A 17721-nucleotide genomic window follows, 5' to 3' on the forward strand; every position below is an offset into this window, starting at 1 on the left:
GCCGAGCGGCCGCGGACGGACGTCCTCAGGGCACGAGCGAGCGCAGATACGCCGCGGTCTCCGGGTCGGCGGGCAGGAACGTCTCGATGGCCAGCTCCGCGACCGTCACGTCCATCGGAGTGTTGAACGTGGCGATGGACGAGATGAAGGAGAGCAGCCGCCCGTCCTGCTCGATCAGCAGCGGCAGCGCGAACGGCACCGACGAGGAGGGATCGTCCCACTCCTGACCGCCGGCCCCGGGCCCCACCGGATAGCCCGCGACCTCCTCGTACAGCTCACGCAGCTCCGCCGAACGGACCAGCGCGATCTGACGCTCCATCTGCGCCAGCAGATCGGCCCGCCACTCGCGCAGATTGTGGATCCGGGGGGCCAGCCCCTCCGGGTGCAGGGTGAGCCGCATCGCGTTCAGCGGCGGGGCGAGCAGATGCTCCGCCACCCCGTCCGTCAGCCGGGCGATCCCCTGATTGGCCGCAACCACGTTGTACATGCCGTCCACGACGAGCGCCGGATACGGGTCGTACCCCTGAAGCAGCCGGTCCATCCCCTCGCGCAGCGCGCCCATCGCGGGATCGTCGAGAGCGGTCTCGGTGTAGCGAGGGGCGTAACCGGCGACCACCAGCAGGGCGTTGCGTTCCCGTACGGGCACGTCCAGGTGTTCCGCCAGCCGCAGGACCATCTCCTCGCTGGGGCGGGCCCGGCCCGTTTCGATGAACGAGATGTGCCGGGCCGAGGAGTCGGCCCGCAGCGCGAGTTCCAGCTGGCTGATCCGGCTCCGCTCCCGCCAGCTGCGCAGCAGCGGCCCTACCCCCGTGTCAAGCGCGACAGTTGTCATACGGAGACCGTAACGTCACCGGCACCGCCGACCGGTACCGACCACGAGTGAGGGAGTCACCGTATGCCCGCCGCACCGCTGCCGCAGAACGAGATCGAGAACCAGCTGCGCGAACTGCCCGGCTGGACGCTGGAGGGGGACCGGATCACCCGCACCTACCGGCTCCCGTCACACTTCGCTGCCGCCGCGCTCACCGTCCACGTCGCCCGGATCCAGGACGAGCTGAACCACCACTCCGATCTGACGCTCGGGTACGACACCGTCGCGCTCTCGGTGAACTCCCACGACGCGGGCGGGAAGGTCACCGAGAAGGATCTGGACCTCGCCGCCAGGGTGGCGGCCGTCGCCCCGGGCCACGGGGCGCGGTAGACGCGGCCGGCGGACCGTCAGGGCGTCGCGCCGAAGCGGGGATGCGCGGCCAGCCAGCGCGTGCAGCTGTCGCTGCGCTCCACCGCCTCGGAGTACGCCGTCCGGGTGTGTCCGCTCACCGCTGCGGCCGCCGTCGACGCGGCCGCCGAGCGCGGATGCCAGCCCAGCAGATGGCGCCAGCTCAGCGGCGACCCGGTGATCGGACGGGTCACCACGCCCGGCGTCGGCGGGAACGTCGCCCGGCACAGCCCGACGGCACGCCCCACCTGCACCAGATGGACGACCGACGCGGTGTCCGTCTCGTACACCGACGCCGGGCTGAAGCCCGCCCGCGCGCAGGCGCCCACGAAGCAGTCCGCGAAGCAGCCCTCGCCGGGCACGTCGGCCCAGCACTCGTCCGCCAGCGCGGCGAGCTCCAGCTCGGGTTCCCCGGCCAGGGGGTGGCTCTCCGGCAGCATCACGAAGACCGGATCGATGCCGACGACCTGCCACATCAGCCGGTCCGCGAGCGGCGGCGGGCTTTCGCCGCAGGCACCGATGAGTGCGAAGTCCAGTCGTCCGTCGAACAGCTGGGCAGCCAGCTCGGCCACCGACCAGGAGGTGTACGTGGACACCAGCGCGTCCGGGTGCGCCGCGGCCAGCCGGTCGACGAGACCACCGAGCAGCGGTCCGTGCGTGCCGCCCAGCCGGAACCGTTCCATGGCCTCCCGCGCGTTGGCGAACCGCACCGCCTCCTCCTGGAGCTCGCTGACCGCGGGCAGCACCACCCGGGCCCGCTCCAGCACTAGTTCGCCCAGGGGCGTCGGCCGCGCGCCCGTGTGGTCCCGGTCGAACAACGGGCCCCCGAGCGCCTTCTCGATCCGCCGCAACTGCGCGCTCAGGGCGGGCTGTGCGAGCCCGAGCGCGGCGGCGGCCTTGGTGAGGCTTCCGGTGTCGGCGATGGCACGTACGGTTCGCAGATGGCGCAACTCCAGCTCCATAAGCGCAAGTTATGGCCCAGGTGGCTCGCTGGCAATTGTGACCGGGTGGACCCGGCCTCGGGCGCTGCCGGGGACGGGCCCCGTCAGAGCGCGGAGGTGTGCGACAGGAACAGGACGGCTGTCGACAACACGAGCATGCCCAGGCAGTTCAGCCAGAACTCCTGCTTGAGGAACCGCGCCCGGTAGTGGGCGTAGGCGGCGCACAGGAAGTAGGCGATCACCGCGACGTTGGTCGTCACGCCGACACCCTCGTACCGCAGTCCGGCGACAAGCCCTGCCGCCGCCAGGAGCTTGACGACCACAAGCGCCCACCACCAGTCGCGGGGGAAGCGCACCCCGTCCAGGCACTGCTGAACGAACATCGGGGGGCGCACCGACATGATCGCGTCGCAGAACAGCACCACGGCGAGCAGTGCGGTCGGCCACCACGGATCGGGAGTGCTGATCATCGTTGACTTCCTTCGTGGTGGACGACGAAATGGATGACTTCCTGGAACTGGGCGATCGCCGCCCGCTGGTCGAGGGCGCCGTTGCCGACGGTCATGAGGATGCCCAGGTAGGCGAAGTAGAGGGCGCGCGCGCCGGCGCCCGCCTCGGTGGCCGTGAGCGGCGTACGGGCCAGCAGGGCCTCAAGTTCGGTGAGCAGGGCCTGGGCGAGGCCTTGGAAGACCTCTGACTGATGGGAGCCGCGGACGATGACCGCGGCGTACTCCCGGGACAGTTCGAGATCGAGGGCGAAGTAGGTGATGAAGGGTTCGACGAGATCCAGCACCTGCCGGGCCGCCGCCTCGGCGGGCAGCGGGGTCGCGTCGTTCTGCTCGTGCGGGCCCTCCCGGCCGTGGTGCACGGCGGCGATCCAGGTGTCGAAGATGGCGACGAGCAGCGCGTCCTTGTCGCCGACCGACATGACGGTGCCCGTGCTCACCTCGGCGTCGGTGGCGATCCGGCGGATCGTGCTGGAGCCGAATCCCTGCTCGCGGAAGAGCCGTTCGGCCGATGACAGCACCTTGCTCCGCGTCGCCCTCCGTTGCGCAGCCCTTGACTGAACGCGTTCGGTGAACATGTTCGGGATATTAGGGTGTGGGTCCTGCCCGCGCAAGGGCACACCGGCGATACGGGCGTAGCCGTCGCACCGCGCTCCTCCTCCCGGCGACGGCCCGAGAAGGCCCGAGGAGGCCCGGGAGGCCCGAGAACGCCGGAGAAGGCCGAGGCTTGCCGGACCGGCAACAAAGTTTGCCTGTGGCTTGATGTGTGGTGAGGCTGTCCCCATGAGCAACGACACCGGTCACGGCCATCACCACGACAGCAGCCACGGTCACCGGCACGACAGCGGCCACGCCCACCATCACGACCCCGCCGATCTCGACTGGGACGTCATGGGCCCACTGCTGGAGCAGAACGCCGAGCTCAGCGCCGGGCAGTACACGGAGGCGGCCCGCTGGATCGCCGGTCTGCCCGACGCCCCGGACGTCCGCCGGGTCCTGGACATCGGCAGCGGACCTGGCGTCATCGCCTGCCTGCTCGCCGAGGTGTTCCCGGAGGCCGAGGTCGTCGCCGTCGACGGCACCCCGGCCCTGCTGGAACGCACCCGCGACCGTGCGGAGCGGCTCGGGCTCGCCGACCGCGTCACCACCCTGCACGCCGACCTGCCCGGCGAGCTGGGACGCGCGGGCGAGGCGGACCTGATCTGGGCGGGCAACGCCCTGCACCACATGGGCGACCAGCGCGCCGCGCTGGCCGGCTTCGCCGGGCTGCTGCGTCCCGGCGGCACCGTCGCACTCGTCGAGGGCGGGCTCCAGCCGCGCCATCTCCCGCGCGACATCGGCTTCGGCCGGTCCGGTCTGGAGGAGCGGCTCGACGTGATCCAGGCCGAGGTCTTCGAGCAGATGCGGGCTGACCTGCCCGACACCAAGCGGGAGACCGAGAACTGGGCCGCCCTGTTCACCGCGGTGGGCCTCGCCCCGCAGGGCACCCGCAGTTTCCTGCTCGACCTGCCCGCACCCCTCACCGACGTGGCACGGGACCATGTCATCGCCGATTTCGCCCGCCGCCGCGCGGGCCTCGGCGAGCGGCTCGACGCCGAGGACAACGCGGTGCTGGACCGGCTGACCGACCCCGAGGACCCGGCCGGGCTGCACCGGCGCACCGACACGTTCCTGCTGATGGCCCGGACGTTCCACCTCGGCCGGAAGGCCTGAGCGCGGCCCGGGTCCGCCGCCGAAACGGCCAACCGCCGCCCGGCCAGGGGCCGGACGGCGGTTGCGGGTGGATCGGCGACGGAACGCCGCGGCTTCAGGCGCCGATGTTCATCTGACCCGGGTGCGAGCCCAGACGCTTGCCCTCGTCCAGCGCCGCGAACGCGGCCAGGTCGTCGTCGTCCAGCTCGAAGCCGAACACGTCGATGTTCTCCGCGATCCGCGACGGGGTCACGGACTTGGGGATCACCACGTGGCCGGTCTGGACGTGCCAGCGGAGCACCGTCTGAGCCGGGGTGCGGCCGTGCTTCTGGGCGACCGCGACAACCGTCGGGACCTCCAGGAGGCCCTTGCCCGAACCCAGCGGCGACCAGGCCTCGGTCACGATGCCGTGCTTGGCGTGCAGTGCGCGGGACTCGGCCTGCTGGAGCTGCGGGTGCAGCTCGATCTGGTTGACCGCCGGTACGACGGAGGTCTCGCCGAGCAGCCGCTCCAGGTGCTCGGGGAGGAAGTTCGAGACACCGATGGCCTTCGCGCGGCCGTCCGCGTGGATCTTCTCCAACGCACGGTAGGAGTCCACGTACGCGTCCTTGGCCGGGACAGGCCAGTGGATCAGGTACAGGTCGACATAGTCGAGACCGAGCTTGTCCAGCGAGGCGTCGAAGGCGCGCAGCGTCGAGTCGTAACCCTGCTCGCTGTTCCACACCTTCGTGGTCACGAAGAGCTCTTCGCGGGCGACACCGGAGGCGGTCACGCCCTTGCCGGTGCCACTCTCGTTGCCGTAGACCGCGGCGGTGTCGATGCTCCGGTACCCGGACTCGATGGCTGTGGCGACCGCCTTCGCGGCCTCGTCGTCCGGCACCTGCCAGACTCCGAAACCGAGCTGGGGCATCTCGACGCCGTTGTTGAGGGTGAGGGAGGGGACCTGGCTCACGAGCGGTCGATCCTTACGTCGGTGGGTGGGACTCCACACTTCAACGATCAAGCCGGCCCGCACATTCCCGTCTCCGGGCCGATTCTCCCGGAACGGTACTCCCCGCGGGATCCCGTTGGCGGGGCGCTCCCCGCGAGTTGTACGCGCGGCCGCCGGCTCAGCGGTACAGCGCGTCCACCTCGGCCGCGTACGCGGTCTCGATCGCCTTGCGCTTCAGCTTCAGCGACGGTGTCAGCAGTCCGTGCTCCTCGGTGAACTGATGCGCCAGGATCCGGAACGTCCGGATCGACTCGGCCTGCGACACAGCCGTGTTCGCGGCCACCACCGCCCGCCGGACCTCCATCTCCAGATCCGGGTCCCGCACCAGTTCACCGGGTGTCATCCGCTGCCGTCCCCGCATGGCGAGCCAGTGCTCCACGGACTCCTGGTCCACGGTGACCAGGGCCGCGATGTACGGCCGGTCGTTGCCGACCACGATGCACTGCGCCACCAGCGGATGCGCCCGCACCCGCTCCTCCAGACCGGCCGGTGAGACGCTCTTGCCGCCGGACGTCACCAGGATCTCCTTCTTGCGCCCGGTGATCGTCAGATAGCCGTCGTCGTCCAGCGCACCCAGGTCCCCGGTGGCCAGCCAGCCGTCGTTCAGCACCGCGTCGGTGGACTTCGGGTCGCCCAGGTACCCGGAGAACACATTGCGGCCGTACACCCAGATCTCGCCGTCCAGGGCGATGTGCACCGTGGTGCCGGGGATCGGCTGCCCGACCGTGCCGTACCGGGTGCGCTCCGGCGGATTGGCGGTGGCCGCGGCCGTCGACTCGGTCAGCCCGTACCCCTCGTACACCGTGACGCCGGCCCCCGCGAAGAACAGTCCGAGCCGGCGCTCCATCCCCGAGCCGCCGGACATGGCGTGCCGGATCCGGCCGCCCATCGCCTCGCGCACCTTCCTGTACACGGCCTTCTCGAAGAACTGGTGCTGCATCCGCAGCCCGGCGGACGGGCCGGGACCGGTCCCGAACGCCCGCGCCTCCATCGCCTCGGCGTACTTCACCGCGATGTCCACGGCCTTTTCGAAGGGCCCGGCCCGGCCCTCCGTCTCGGCCTTGCGGCGGGCCCCGTTGACGACCTTCTCGAAGATGTACGGCACCGCCAGGATGAACGTGGGACGGAACGTCACCAGGTCCGGCATCAGCGCCTTCGCGGACAGCTCCGGCTGGTGGCCCAGCTTCACCCGGCCGCGGATCGCCGCGACCTCCACCATCCGCCCGAAGACGTGCGCCAGCGGCAGGAAGAGCAGGGTCGAGGCCTCGTCGCCCCGCCGGGAGTGGAAGACCGACTCCCAGCGCGAAGCCATCGTGTCCGTCTCGAACATGAAGTTGGCGTGCGTGATCACACAGCCCTTGGGCCGTCCCGTCGTGCCCGACGTGTAGATGACCGTCGCCACCGAGTCGGGCGTCACGGCCCGCCGGTGCCGGTGCACCACCTCGTCCCCGACGTGGACGCCCGCGGAGAACAGCTCGGACACCGCGTCGGCGTCCAGCTGCCACAGCCGCTTCAGCCGGGGCAGCTGGTCGATGACCGAGGCGATCGTCATCGCGTGGTCCTCGTGCTCGACCATCACCGCCGAGACCTCGGCGTCGTGGAGCATCCACAGGACCTGCTCGGCCGAGGACGTCGGATAGACCGGCACGGACTGCGCGCCGACTGCCCACAGGGCGAAGTCGAAGAGCGTCCACTCGTAGCGGGTGCGCGACATCAGGGCGACCCGGTCGCCGAACCGCACGCCGTGTGCGATCAGCCCCTTGGCCAGTGCGAGCACCTCGTCGCGGAACGTCACAGAGGTGACATCAAGCCAGCGTCCGGACGTGTCCTTGCGACCGAGTGCGACCCGGTGCGGATCCTCCTCGGCATAGTCGAAAACCACATCAGCGAGCCCGCCCACGTGGGGCGCGGCCGCCATGGGTGGGACAGTGAACTCGCGCAATGACCTGCTCCTTGTGGCGCTCCGCACAGCGCCGTGACGCTACCCCACCGGGCGCGGCGGGGGGAGAGCCCGAAGCGGCCCGTAAAACATGGCGTCTGCACTGGTCAGGGGCTGAAATCCGGCCAGATGGGCAAGGCTCGGGCGCGCTTCCGACCAAGGAGTAAGTGGCTCGCGCGGGAATCTCCACCGAATCTGTACGCCGCGATCACTGCCGTGCCGTGCGGCTACGGGGGGTTGCTCCGCAGCTGCCGGGCCCGACCGGATCGGGCCGCCCCCGGCGGCGACCGCCGCGTAGCGATCATTCTCCCCCTCAGAGCTGTCCCGCAACCCCCGGCGGCCGGATCAGCCGGTCGCCGCCCGCCAGGATCGCCGCCGCGAGCGCGTCCGCGGCCTGCTGCGCACCGTCCCGGCGGCGGCCGTGCAGCAGGACGAAATCCACCTCGCCGAGCTCCGGCAGCCCCGCCCTGGCCGGCACCGGGACCAGTCCGGGCGGTACCAGCCCCCGGCTGTGCGCCATCACGCCGAGCCCCGCGTGGGCGGCCGCGATCAGTCCGCTCAGGCTGCCGCTGGTGCACGCCACCCGCCAGGAGCGGCCCTGGCCCTCCAGCACCTCCAGCGCGCGGGCCCGGGTGATGCCCGGCGGCGGGAAGAGGATCAGCGGCACCGGCCGGTCCGGGTCGATCCGCAGCCGCGGCGCCCCGATCCAGGTCAGCGCGTCCTGCCAGACCAGCTCCCCATGGGTGTCACCGGTCCGCCGTTTCGCCAGCACCAGATCGAGCCGGCCCGCCGCGAGCTGCTGGTGCAGCGTGCCCGACAGCTCCACGGTCAGCTCCAGCTCGACCTCCGGATGGTCGCGGCGGAACGACTGGAGGATCTCCGGCAGCCGCGTCAGCACGAAGTCCTCCGAGGCCCCGAACCGCAGCCGCCCGCGCAGCCGGGTGCCGGTGAAGAACGCCGACGCCCGCTCGTGGGCCGCCAGGATCGTCCGGGCGAAGCCGAGCATCGCCTCGCCGTCCACGGTGAGATCGACCCGGTGCGTGTCACGGGTGAACAACTGCCGCCCGGTCGCCTCCTCCAGCCGCCGCACGTGCTGGCTCACGGTGGACTGGCGCACCCCGAGCCGGTGGGCGGCCCGGGTGAAGCTCAGTGTCTGGGCGACGGCGAGGAAGGTGCGCAGCTGTGCGGGGTCGTACATGGCGACACGTTATCGCGAACCGTGATCACAGTAAGATCGGTATACCGGATTCCCGATGCCGGTGATCACGAGCAGGATGGGGAGGGCACGACCATGAACGAGAGAACACGTGGAGCACATGAGCCGCCGCACCCCGCAGTTGCCGTCCTGGCTGCCGATCGACCCGTACATCCTGGCGTTGATCGGCACCGTCGTACTAGCGGCGCTGCTGCCGGCCTCCGGCGCGGCCGCCGAGGTGGCGGGCGACGCCTCCACCGGTGCGGTCGCGTTCCTCTTCTTCCTCTACGGCGCGCGGCTCTCCACCGCCGAGGCACTCGAAGGACTGCGGCACTGGCGGCTCCACCTCACCGTCCTGGCCTGCACGTTCGTCGCGTTCCCGCTGCTGGGGCTGGCGAGCTGGGGACTGGTGCCGTACGTACTGACACCGCAGCTCCAGAGCGGCTTCCTCTTCCTCTGCCTGGTCCCCTCGACCATCCAGTCGTCGATCGCCTTCACCTCGATCGCCCGCGGCAACGTCCCCGCAGCGATCTGCGCGGGCTCCTTCTCCTCGATCGCCGGAATCTTCATCACCCCGCTGCTCGCGGCCGCACTCCTCGGCAACAGCGGCGGCGGGTTCTCCGGGGACGCGCTGCTGAGGATCGGCGTCCAGCTACTGCTGCCGTTCGTCGCGGGACAGCTGCTGCGCCGCTGGATCGCCGGCTTCATCGCCCGGCACAAGAAGATCCTCGGCTATGTCGACCGGGGCTCGATCCTGCTGGTCGTCTACACCGCGTTCAGCGAGGGCATGGTGGCCGGCATCTGGCACCAGGTCACTCCGGCCCGGCTCGGGGCGCTGCTCGGTGCCGAGGCGGTGCTGCTGGCCCTGATGCTCGCGCTGAGCTGGTACGGGGCGAAGCGGCTCGGCTTCGGCCGGGAGGACCGCATCGCCATCCAGTTCGCCGGTTCGAAGAAGAGCCTGGCCTCCGGCCTGCCGATGGCCAGCGTCCTGTTCGGCGCGCAGGCGAGCCTCGCCGTACTGCCGCTGATGCTCTTCCACCAGATGCAGCTCATGGTGTGCGCGGTGATCGCGAAGCGGCGCGCCCGGGATCCGCAGGAGGCGGGTACGGGCGGTGCGGGAGCCCGTCACGGTGACCTGACGGGAACCGTCGTGGCGGGCTGAGGCCGGCCGGCGCAGGGGGCGCTCCCCGCCGGCCGGACCTCGCACCCGTGCAGCGGGCGGGACACCCGGGGCCTGTGACCCCAGGGCCTCTCGTTTGGATCATGCTGGGCTCGCGGGGGCCGGCACCGCACCTCGCGGCGTTGCCGTCGGTCGCCATGTTCCCGAAGCTCTCGGCCCCGCTCGAGCAGGGGAGGCCTCATTCGCCATGACTCCCTCCTCCGCCTTGCGATGCACGGCACCGGCCCCCGCTCCCTGATCCAGCCTGATCCAAACGAAAGACCCTAGCCCCGGACGGCCGTCGCCTCCAGGGCGATGCGGTGCTCACCCGCGTACACGTTCATGGAAGGGCCCCGCAGGAAGCCGACCAGGGTCAGACCGGTCTCGGCCGCCAGATCGACCGCGAGGGACGACGGCGCCGAGACGGCCGCCAGCATCGGGATGCCGGCCATCACCGCCTTCTGCGCCAGTTCGAAGGAGGCCCGCCCCGAGACCAGCAGGATCGACCGGGACAGCGGCAGCCGGTTGTCGGTGAGGGCCCGGCCGACCAGCTTGTCGACCGCGTTGTGCCGGCCCACGTCCTCCCGGATGTCCACCAGCTCGCCCGTCTCGGAGAACAGCGCCGCCGCGTGCAGACCCCCGGTCCGGTCGAACACCTGCTGCGAGGCGCGCAGCCGGTCGGGGAGGGCGGCCAGCAGCGCCGGCTCGACCCGGACCGGGGGAGTGTCGGCGACGGGGTGCCGGGTCGTGGTGCGGACCGCGTCCAGACTGGCCTTGCCGCACAGCCCGCAGGAGGACGTCGTGTAGACGTTGCGCTCCAGCGTGATGTCGGGGACCACGACGCCGGGTGCGAGCCGCACGTCCACCACGTTGTACGAGTTGGCACCGTCGGCCGTCGCCCCGGCGCAGTACACGATCGACTGCACCTCGTGACCCTCGCCGAGCACGCCCTCACTCACCAGGAAGCCCGCCGCCAGCGCGAAGTCGTCGCCCGGGGTACGCATCGTGATGGCGAGCGGCTTGCCGTTCAGCCGGATCTCCAGGGGTTCCTCGGCGACGAGGGTGTCGGGGCGGGTGGAGACGACCCCGTCCCGGATGCGGATGGTGCGGCGGCGCTCGGTGACCCGTCCCATGACCGTTAGACCCGATTCTGTACGTGTTGGAAGCCGAAGCGGCCCTTGATGCAGAGGTTGCCGTGGGTCACCGGGTTGTCGTGCGGCGAGGTGACCTTGACGATCTCATTGTCCTGCACATGGAGCGTGACATTGCAGCCGACACCGCAGTAGGCGCAGACGGTGGTGGTCTCGGTCTGCGCGGGTTCGTCCCAGGTCCCGGCCTCCCGCATGTCGAACTCGGTCTTGAAGGAGAGCGCCCCGGTCGGGCAGACCTCGATGCAGTTGCCGCAGTAGACACACGCCGAATCGGTGAGCGGCACCTCGTGCTCGGTGGAGATGCGGGCGTCGAAGCCGCGGCCCGCGACCGCGATCGCGAACGTGTTCTGCCACTGCTCCCCGCAGGCGTCGACGCACTTGTAGCAGAGGATGCACTTGTCGTAGTCACGGACGTACAGCTCGTTGTCGACCTTCGGTTCCTCGTTGACGCGGGCCGCGTCGGCGCCGAAGCGGCCGGGCTCCGCCCCGTACTCCTTGATCCACTCGGCGGTCCGGGGCGTCGTCGACAGATCGGTGGACGAGGCGAGCAGTTCGAGCACGACCTTGCGGCTGTGCCGGGCCCGTTCACTGTCGGTGCGCACCGCCATCCCCGCCTCGGCCAGGCGCGAGCATGCGGGGGTGAGGGTTCGGGCCCCCTCCACCTCGACGACACAGACCCGGCAGGCGTTCTTCGGGGTGAGCGTGTCGCCCTGGCACAGGGTCGGGATGTCCGTGCCGGCGGCCCGGCACGCCTCCAGGATCGTCGATCCCTCGGGGACCCGGGCCTCCCGGCCGTCGAGGGTGAACTCGATCAGCCGGCGCGGCAGTCGCAACGGAACAGCGGTCACTTGTAGACCCCCAGACGGTCGATGGCGGACTCGACGGCATTCCACGCGGTCTGTCCCAGACCGCAGATCGAGGCGTCGCGCATGGCCCGCCCCACCTCTCTCATCAGGGCGATGTCATCGGCGGCCGCGGCGCCCGTACGGTCCTTGATCCGGCGCAGCGCTTCCTCCTGGCGCACGGTGCCGACCCGGCAGGGCACGCACTGCCCGCACGATTCGTCGCGGAAGAACTCCGAGATCCGGAGCAGGACGCGCGGTAGGTCCACCGAACCGTCCAGGACCAGTACGACGCCCGAGCCGAGCGTCGTGCCGGCGGCCCGCGTCCCCTCGAAGGTCAGCGGGATGTCCAGTTCGTCGGGGCGTACGAAGCCGCCCGCGGCGCCGCCGAGGAGCACCGCGCGCAGGTCCCGCGGCGGGCCGGCGAGCTCCAGCAGCTCCCGCAGGCTCGCGCCGAACGGCAGCTCGTGGATCCCGGGCCTCGCCACCTGCCCCGATACGCAGAACAGCTTGGTGCCGGTGGACGAGCCGGTGCCGGTGGCCGCGTACGCGGCGGCACCGTGTTCCAGGATCGGCAGCACGTTGACCAGGGTCTCGACGTTGTTCACGGCCGTCGGTTTCCCGAAGAGGCCCTTCTCGACCGGGAACGGCGGCTTGGAACGCGGCTCCCCGCGCTGCCCCTCGATCGAGTTGAAGATCGCGGTCTCCTCGCCGCAGATGTACGCCCCGGCACCCCGCCGGATCTCGATGTCGAAGGCGTACCCCTGGCCGAGGATGTCCGGGCCGAGCAGCCCCCGCGTGCGGGCACAGTCCAGGGCGTGGCTCAGCCGTTCGTACGCCCGGGGGTACTCGCCGCGCAGATAGACGAACCCCTGCCGGGCGCCGGTCGCGTATCCGGCCACGGTCATCGCCTCGACGAGGGCGTACGGGTCACCCTCCATCAGCACCCGGTCCTTGAAGGTGCCCGGCTCGCTCTCGTCCGCGTTGCAGACGAGGTAGTGCGGGGTGTCGGGCTGCCGGGCGGTGGCCTCCCACTTGCGCCCGGTGGGGAACGCGGCACCGCCCCGGCCGACGAGCCCGGCGTCCAGCACCTCCCGGATGACGCCGGCGGGGCCGAGGGCGAAGGCGCGGCGCAGCGCGGCGTAGCCGCCGTTCGCGCGGTAGTCGTCGAGGGAGGCGGGGTCCGTGGTGCCGATGCGTTTGAGGAGGACGAGATCGGGGTGGCCGGCCTGGGGGACGGCGGATTCCGCGGCGGGCTCGGCGGGGGCGGATGCCGGGGAGCGGGCTGCTGCGGCGAGGGCCTCGGTGGTGGCGGGGGCGATGACCGCTGTGTGGTGGGGGGTGGCGCCTGCGGCGGGCTCCAAACCGGGGGATCCGCCCCCGGACCCCCGGTCCTCGAACGCCGGACGGGCCGGGGGCGCCGGGCGGGCGGCCTCGGGCTGTTCGCCCGCCTGGATCAGCAGCGCCGCCGGGGCCCGTTCGCACAGGCCCAGGCAGGGGCTCTCCTGCCAGACCACGCCCTGCGCCGCCGTACCCGCCGGGGCGAAGTCGTCGCTCAGGTCCGCGCACAGCGCCGCCGAGCCGCGGGCCGCGCAGACCAGGTCCGTGCAGACGTGGAGGACCTTCGCCGGGCGGGGGCGTACCGAGAACATCGCGTAGAACGTCGCGACGCCGTACGCCTCGGCCGGGGCCACCGTCAGCCGCCGGCAGATGTAGTCGAGGGCGCCCTCGCTGATCCAGCCCACGCGGTCGTTCACCGCGTGCAGGGCGGGCAGCAACTGGTCGCGCCGGTCCTTGGCGGCTGCCGCGCCGCCCCTCGCCCAGCGCAGGTCCTCGTCGCTGCGGGCGGCCGCGCCCTCCCAGCCGGACGGCGGCGGACCCAGCAGGGCGTCCACCGCCTGCCGTTCGGCGTCCGTGGGAGCGGCCCCGGTGTATTTCAGGTCCATGCGGGCACCAGCTTCTCGATCCGTATCGCGGAGGCCTTGAACTCGGCGGTGCCGGCGATCGGGCAGTTCGCCTCGATCGTCAGCAGGTTGGTGTCGACCTCGTCCGGGAAGTGCATCGTCATGAAGGCGAGACCTGGCCGCAGCCCGGCCTCGATCCACACCGGCGCGGTGACGCTGCCCCGCCGGGACGACACCCGGACCTCCTCGCCGCTCGCGACACCGTAGGCGGCCGCGTCCTCCGGGCAGAGCTCGATGTACTCGCCGCGCCGCAGCGGTGAGGCGTAACCGCCGCTCTGCACACCCGTGTTGTACGAGTCGAGGCGTCGCCCCGTCGTCAGCCGCAGCGGGTACTCCTCATCGATGAGGTCGACCGGCGGATCGTGCTGGACGAGACCGAAGGGCGCGGCCGGGCCGCGCCGCACCGGATCGGTCTCCCAGAGCCGGGCGTGCAGGAAGCTCGACGGCAGCTTCTCCGTGTCGGGGCAGGGCCACTGGAGCCCCTGGTGTTCTGCCAGCCGTTCATACGTCATCCCGAAGTGGTCGGGGGAGAGCGAGCGAAGCTCGTTCCAGACCGTCTCGGCGTCGGTGAACTCCCAGTCGTGGCCCAGGAGTCCTGCCAGTGCGCAGAGGATGTCGATGTCCTCGCGGGCCTCGCCCGGCGGGGTCAGTGCCGCGCGCACCCGCTGCACCCGGCGCTCGCTGTTGGTCGTGGTCCCGTCGGTCTCCGCCCAGGCGGCCGTCGCGGGCAGCACCACGTCCGCCAGTTCCGCGGTCCTCGTCAGGAAGATGTCCTGTACCACCAGATGGTCCAGGGCCTTCAGCCGCCGTACGGCCTGCTCGCTGTCGGCCTCCGACTGGGCCGGGTTCTCGCCGATGCAGTACACCGCGCGCAGTTCGCCGCTCTCCATCGACTCGAACATCTCGGTGAGCGTCTTGCCGTACCGCGGCTGGATGACCGTGTCCCAGCTCCGCTCGAACTTCTGCCGGGAGTGCGGGTCCAGGATGTCCTGGAAGCCGGGCAGTCTGTTGGGGATGGCGCCCATGTCGCCGCCGCCCTGCACGTTGTTCTGCCCGCGCAGGGGCTGGACGCCGGAGCCGTACCTGCCGACGTGGCCGGTGAGCATCGACAGGTTGATCAGGGCGCGGACGTTGTCGGTGCCGTTGTGGTGCTCGGTGATGCCCAGCGTCCAGCACAGCTGGGCCCGTTCGGCGGTGGCGTAGGCGTGGGCGAGATCGCGGACGGCCTCGGCCGGGACTCCGGTGACCTGTTCGGCCGCTGAGAGCGTCCACGGCTCGACGAGTGCCGCGTACTCCTCGAAGCCGGTGGTCGCGCGGGACACGAAGGCCCGGTTGACCAGCCCGGCGTGGATGATCTCGCGGCCGATCGCGTGGGCCAGCGCGATGTCCGTGCCGACGTTCAGCCCGAGCCAGCTCTCCGCCCACTGGGCCGTGGACGTGCGGCGCGGGTCGACGGTGTGCATGCGCGCGCCGTTGCGGATGCCCTTCAGTACGTGCTGGAAGAAGATCGGGTGTGCGAAACGGGCGTTGGAGCCCCACATCACGATGAGATCGGTGTGCTCGACCTCCTCGTACGAGGAGGTGCCGCCGCCCGAACCGAAGGCCGCGGAGAGACCGGCGACGCTGGGGGCGTGACAGGTCCGGTTGCAGGAGTCCACGTTGTTGGTGCCCATCACCACCCGGGTGAACTTCTGCGCCACGTAGTTCATCTCGTTCGTGGCGCGGGCGCAGGACAGCATCGCGAAGGCGTCGGGGCCGTGCGCCTGCCGGGTCTGCCGGAACCCGGCTGCCGCGCGGGCCAGCGCCTCGTCCCAGCTCGCCCGGCGCAGGGTGCCGTCCGGGTCCCGGACCAGCGGATGCGTCAGCCGCTCGTACTTCTTGCTCCGACGGCGCTTGTGGTTGTTGTTCACGGCGTGCTCCCTGCTGGGGCCGAGGCGGGCGAGGAGGTGGTGGCGAGGAGATCGGCGAGCGCGTGCACGGCGCGCAGCGTCGGTACGGGGACCCCGGCCAGCGCGGCCAGTTCGACGACGGCCGCGAGCAGCACGTCGAGTTCGAGGGGCTTGCCCTTCTCCAGGTCCTGGAGGGTGGAGGTCTTGTGGTCACCGACGCGCTCGGCGCCCGCGATGCGCCGCTCCACCGAGATCTCGGGCCGGCAGCCGACCGCGGCCGCGACATCGAGGGTCTCGCGCATCATCGACCCGACGAGTGCGCGGGTGTCCCCGTGGCGGCAGATCTGGCCCATGGTGGCCCTGGCCAGCGCGCTGATCGGGTTGAACGAGATGTTGCCGAGCAGCTTGATCCAGATGTCCTGGCGCAGATCCGGTTCCACCGGGCACTTGAGACCGCCCGCGACCATGGCCTCGCTGAACGCGCGGCAGCGCCGCGACAGGGTCCGGTCGGGCTCCCCGATGGAGAACCTGGTCCCTTCGAGATGGCGGACGACGCCGGGTGCCTCGATCGCCGTCGCGGCGTAGACGACGCATCCGATGGCCCGCTCCGGCGGCAGCGTGGCGCTGACCGTGCCGGCCGGGTCGACGCTGTTGATGCGGCGCCCGGCGTGCGGGCCCGCGAGCCCGTGGAAGTACCACCACGGGATGCCGTTCTGTGCGGCGACGACCGCTGTCCGCTCGTGCAGCAGCGGATGGACCAGGGGGCCCGATGCCGCGTACGAGTTGGCCTTCAGCCCGAGGAACACGAAGTCGACGGGTCCGACCTCCGAAGGGTCGTCGGTGGCCGAGGGGCGTGCGGTGAAGTCGCCGCGCGGGCTGAGGACGCGTACGCCGTCACGGCGCATCGCGGCCAGATGCGGCCCGCGGGCGATGAGATGGACCTCGGCGCCGGCGCGGTGGAGCGCGGCCCCGACATAGGCGCCGATCGCGCCGGCACCGACAACTGCGACTTTCACGGGGCTCTCCGTTCGGTTGTGACCGAGCGAGGCGGGAGCGGGGAAGCGGTAGGAGGAGCGCGGGGGAGGGAACAGGAGACGCTGTCAGGTCGACAGAATATTGTCTACAGTATGCTGTCTGGGCGGTCAAGACTGTTGTCAAGCCTCCAATCGTCGGCCGGGAATCCTGTGGGATCACGTGTCTCTGTACCGGTCGGTAGCGACCAAGACTGAATGGTTCCTGCCATATGTAGCGAGGGGAACCTGAATATGACCGGCTCACGTGTCGTGGCGCTCGGCCACTATCAGCCCGCCAGGGTGCTCACCAACCATGACCTGGCGGCCATGGTCGACACCAGTGACGAGTGGATCACCAGCCGCGTCGGCATCAAGACCCGCCACCTCGGCGGCCCCGACGAGCCGGTGGACGAGCTTGCCGCGCACGCGGCGGCCAAGGCCCTCGCTGCCGCCGGGCTCCAGCCCGCGGACATCGACATGGTCCTGGTCGCCACCTCCACGGCGATCGACCGGTCACCGAGCATGTCGGCCAGGGTCGCCGCCCGCCTCGGCATGACCTCGCCCGCGGTGATGGACATCAACGTGGTCTGTTCCGGTTTCACCCACGCTCTCGCCACCGCCGACCACGCCGTGCGGGCGGGCGCCGCCACCCGTGCGCTGGTGATCGGCGCCGACAAGATGGGCGACATCGTCGACTGGACCGACCGCTCCAGCTGTGTGCTGATGGGTGACGGCGCCGGTGCGGCGGTCGTCGTCGCCGACTCCGGCGCGGCCGGCCGGCCCGGGATCGGGCCGGTGCTGTGGGGTTCCGTGCCCGGGATGGGGGACGCGGTACGGATCGAGGGGACGCCGCCGCGCTTCGCCCAGGAAGGGCAGTCGGTCTACCGCTGGGCGACCACCCAGCTGCCGCCCATCGCGCGCAAGGTGTGCGAGAAGGCCGGTATCACCCCCGAGGATCTCGCCGCGGTGGTGCTGCATCAGGCCAATCTGAGGATCATCGAACCGGTCGCCAGGAAGATCGGCGCGGTCAACGCCGTCATCGCCCGGGATGTCGTGGATTCCGGCAACACCTCTGCCGCCTCGATCCCGATGGCCCTGTCCAAGCTGGTGGAGCGGGGCGAAATCGCCACCGGGGCTCCGGCGCTGCTTTTCGGCTTCGGCGGGAACCTCAGTTACGCGGGTCAGGTGATCCGCTGTCCCTGAGGGGTCCTGCGCTCGGT

General features: G+C 71.2%; 16 protein-coding genes. 4 read left to right on the top strand and 12 right to left on the bottom strand.

The genetic code is table 11. The annotated features are described in order from the left end of the window. Positions 1–25: 25 nt before the first annotated feature. A complete protein-coding gene (locus tag AB0I52_RS22955; RefSeq protein WP_363075375.1) occupies positions 26–832 on the bottom strand; it encodes a helix-turn-helix transcriptional regulator in 807 nt (268 codons plus the stop codon). A gap of 63 nt (positions 833–895) precedes the next feature. Between AB0I52_RS22955 and AB0I52_RS22960 the strand changes: the two genes are divergently transcribed. Then, positions 896–1201, top strand: coding sequence for a 4a-hydroxytetrahydrobiopterin dehydratase (locus tag AB0I52_RS22960; RefSeq protein ID WP_363075377.1), 306 nt, complete (start codon positions 896–898; stop codon positions 1199–1201). A 17-nt stretch (positions 1202–1218) separates the two neighbouring features. Here the strand turns inward: AB0I52_RS22960 and AB0I52_RS22965 are convergent, their stop codons facing one another. From AB0I52_RS22965 to AB0I52_RS22975, 3 genes are all read right to left on the bottom strand, one after another. Next, on the bottom strand, positions 1219–2181 hold the full coding sequence (locus AB0I52_RS22965; RefSeq protein WP_363075379.1) for a LysR family transcriptional regulator: 963 nt from the start codon (positions 2179–2181) through the stop codon (positions 1219–1221). 83 nt (positions 2182–2264) lie between these two features. After that, positions 2265–2630: a DoxX family protein gene (locus AB0I52_RS22970; RefSeq protein WP_363075381.1), complete on the bottom strand. Its 366-nt coding sequence runs from the start codon at positions 2628–2630 to the stop codon at positions 2265–2267. Further along, a complete protein-coding gene (locus tag AB0I52_RS22975; protein ID WP_363075383.1) occupies positions 2627–3187 on the bottom strand; it encodes a TetR/AcrR family transcriptional regulator in 561 nt (186 codons plus the stop codon). Before AB0I52_RS22975 ends, AB0I52_RS22970 begins: the two co-directional genes overlap by 4 nt. Positions 3188–3449: 262 nt before the next feature. Between AB0I52_RS22975 and AB0I52_RS22980 the strand changes: the two genes are divergently transcribed. Beyond that, on the top strand, positions 3450–4379 hold the full coding sequence (locus AB0I52_RS22980) for a class I SAM-dependent methyltransferase (RefSeq protein WP_363075385.1): 930 nt from the start codon (positions 3450–3452) through the stop codon (positions 4377–4379). Between the two features lie 94 nt (positions 4380–4473). On the opposite strand, the gene AB0I52_RS22985 is transcribed toward AB0I52_RS22980, so the two are convergent. From AB0I52_RS22985 to AB0I52_RS22995, 3 genes are all read right to left on the bottom strand, one after another. Beyond that, complete coding sequence (locus AB0I52_RS22985) at positions 4474–5310, bottom strand: aldo/keto reductase (protein ID WP_363075387.1); 837 nt, start codon at positions 5308–5310, stop codon at positions 4474–4476. A 157-nt stretch (positions 5311–5467) separates the two neighbouring features. Further along, positions 5468–7267, bottom strand: a complete 1800-nt coding sequence (locus tag AB0I52_RS22990) for a long-chain fatty acid--CoA ligase (protein ID WP_363075389.1) — start codon at positions 7265–7267, stop codon at positions 5468–5470. 334 nt (positions 7268–7601) lie between these two features. Then, on the bottom strand, positions 7602–8486 hold the full coding sequence (locus tag AB0I52_RS22995) for a LysR substrate-binding domain-containing protein (protein ID WP_363075391.1): 885 nt from the start codon (positions 8484–8486) through the stop codon (positions 7602–7604). Positions 8487–8604: 118 nt separating this feature from the next. Between AB0I52_RS22995 and AB0I52_RS23000 the strand changes: the two genes are divergently transcribed. Next, positions 8605–9645 (top strand): bile acid:sodium symporter family protein, encoded by a 1041-nt coding sequence (locus AB0I52_RS23000; protein WP_363075393.1) that lies wholly within the window; start codon positions 8605–8607, stop codon positions 9643–9645. 281 nt (positions 9646–9926) lie between these two features. Here AB0I52_RS23000 and fdhD read toward each other — a convergent pair whose 3' ends face one another. Genes fdhD through AB0I52_RS23025 form a run of 5 tightly spaced genes read right to left on the bottom strand, consistent with a single transcriptional unit; the run spans position 9927 to position 16579 of the window. Beyond that, a complete protein-coding gene (fdhD, locus tag AB0I52_RS23005; protein ID WP_363075395.1) occupies positions 9927–10775 on the bottom strand; it encodes a formate dehydrogenase accessory sulfurtransferase FdhD in 849 nt (282 codons plus the stop codon). Positions 10776–10780: 5 nt separating this feature from the next. Next, positions 10781–11641 (bottom strand): 2Fe-2S iron-sulfur cluster-binding protein, encoded by an 861-nt coding sequence (locus tag AB0I52_RS23010; RefSeq protein ID WP_363075397.1) that lies wholly within the window; start codon positions 11639–11641, stop codon positions 10781–10783. Then, positions 11638–13581 (bottom strand): NAD(P)H-dependent oxidoreductase subunit E, encoded by a 1944-nt coding sequence (locus AB0I52_RS23015; protein WP_363075399.1) that lies wholly within the window; start codon positions 13579–13581, stop codon positions 11638–11640. The genes AB0I52_RS23010 and AB0I52_RS23015 overlap by 4 nt, the downstream gene beginning before the upstream one ends. Beyond that, positions 13572–15509 (bottom strand): molybdopterin-dependent oxidoreductase, encoded by a 1938-nt coding sequence (locus tag AB0I52_RS23020; RefSeq protein ID WP_363075401.1) that lies wholly within the window; start codon positions 15507–15509, stop codon positions 13572–13574. Before AB0I52_RS23020 ends, AB0I52_RS23015 begins: the two co-directional genes overlap by 10 nt. Next, the gene (locus AB0I52_RS23025; protein ID WP_363075462.1) at positions 15506–16579 is read right to left on the bottom strand and encodes a 2-dehydropantoate 2-reductase; all 1074 of its coding nucleotides are present in this window, start codon (positions 16577–16579) and stop codon (positions 15506–15508) included. Before AB0I52_RS23025 ends, AB0I52_RS23020 begins: the two co-directional genes overlap by 4 nt. A gap of 174 nt (positions 16580–16753) precedes the next feature. On the opposite strand from AB0I52_RS23025, the gene AB0I52_RS23030 reads away from it, so the two are divergent. Continuing rightward, the gene (locus AB0I52_RS23030) at positions 16754–17704 is read left to right on the top strand and encodes a beta-ketoacyl-ACP synthase III (RefSeq protein WP_363075403.1); all 951 of its coding nucleotides are present in this window, start codon (positions 16754–16756) and stop codon (positions 17702–17704) included. The last annotated feature ends 17 nt before the right edge of the window (positions 17705–17721 follow it).

It is taken from the genome of Streptomyces sp. NPDC050423 (assembly GCF_040655445.1).
Taxonomy (GTDB): Bacteria; Actinomycetota; Actinomycetes; order Streptomycetales; family Streptomycetaceae; genus Streptomyces.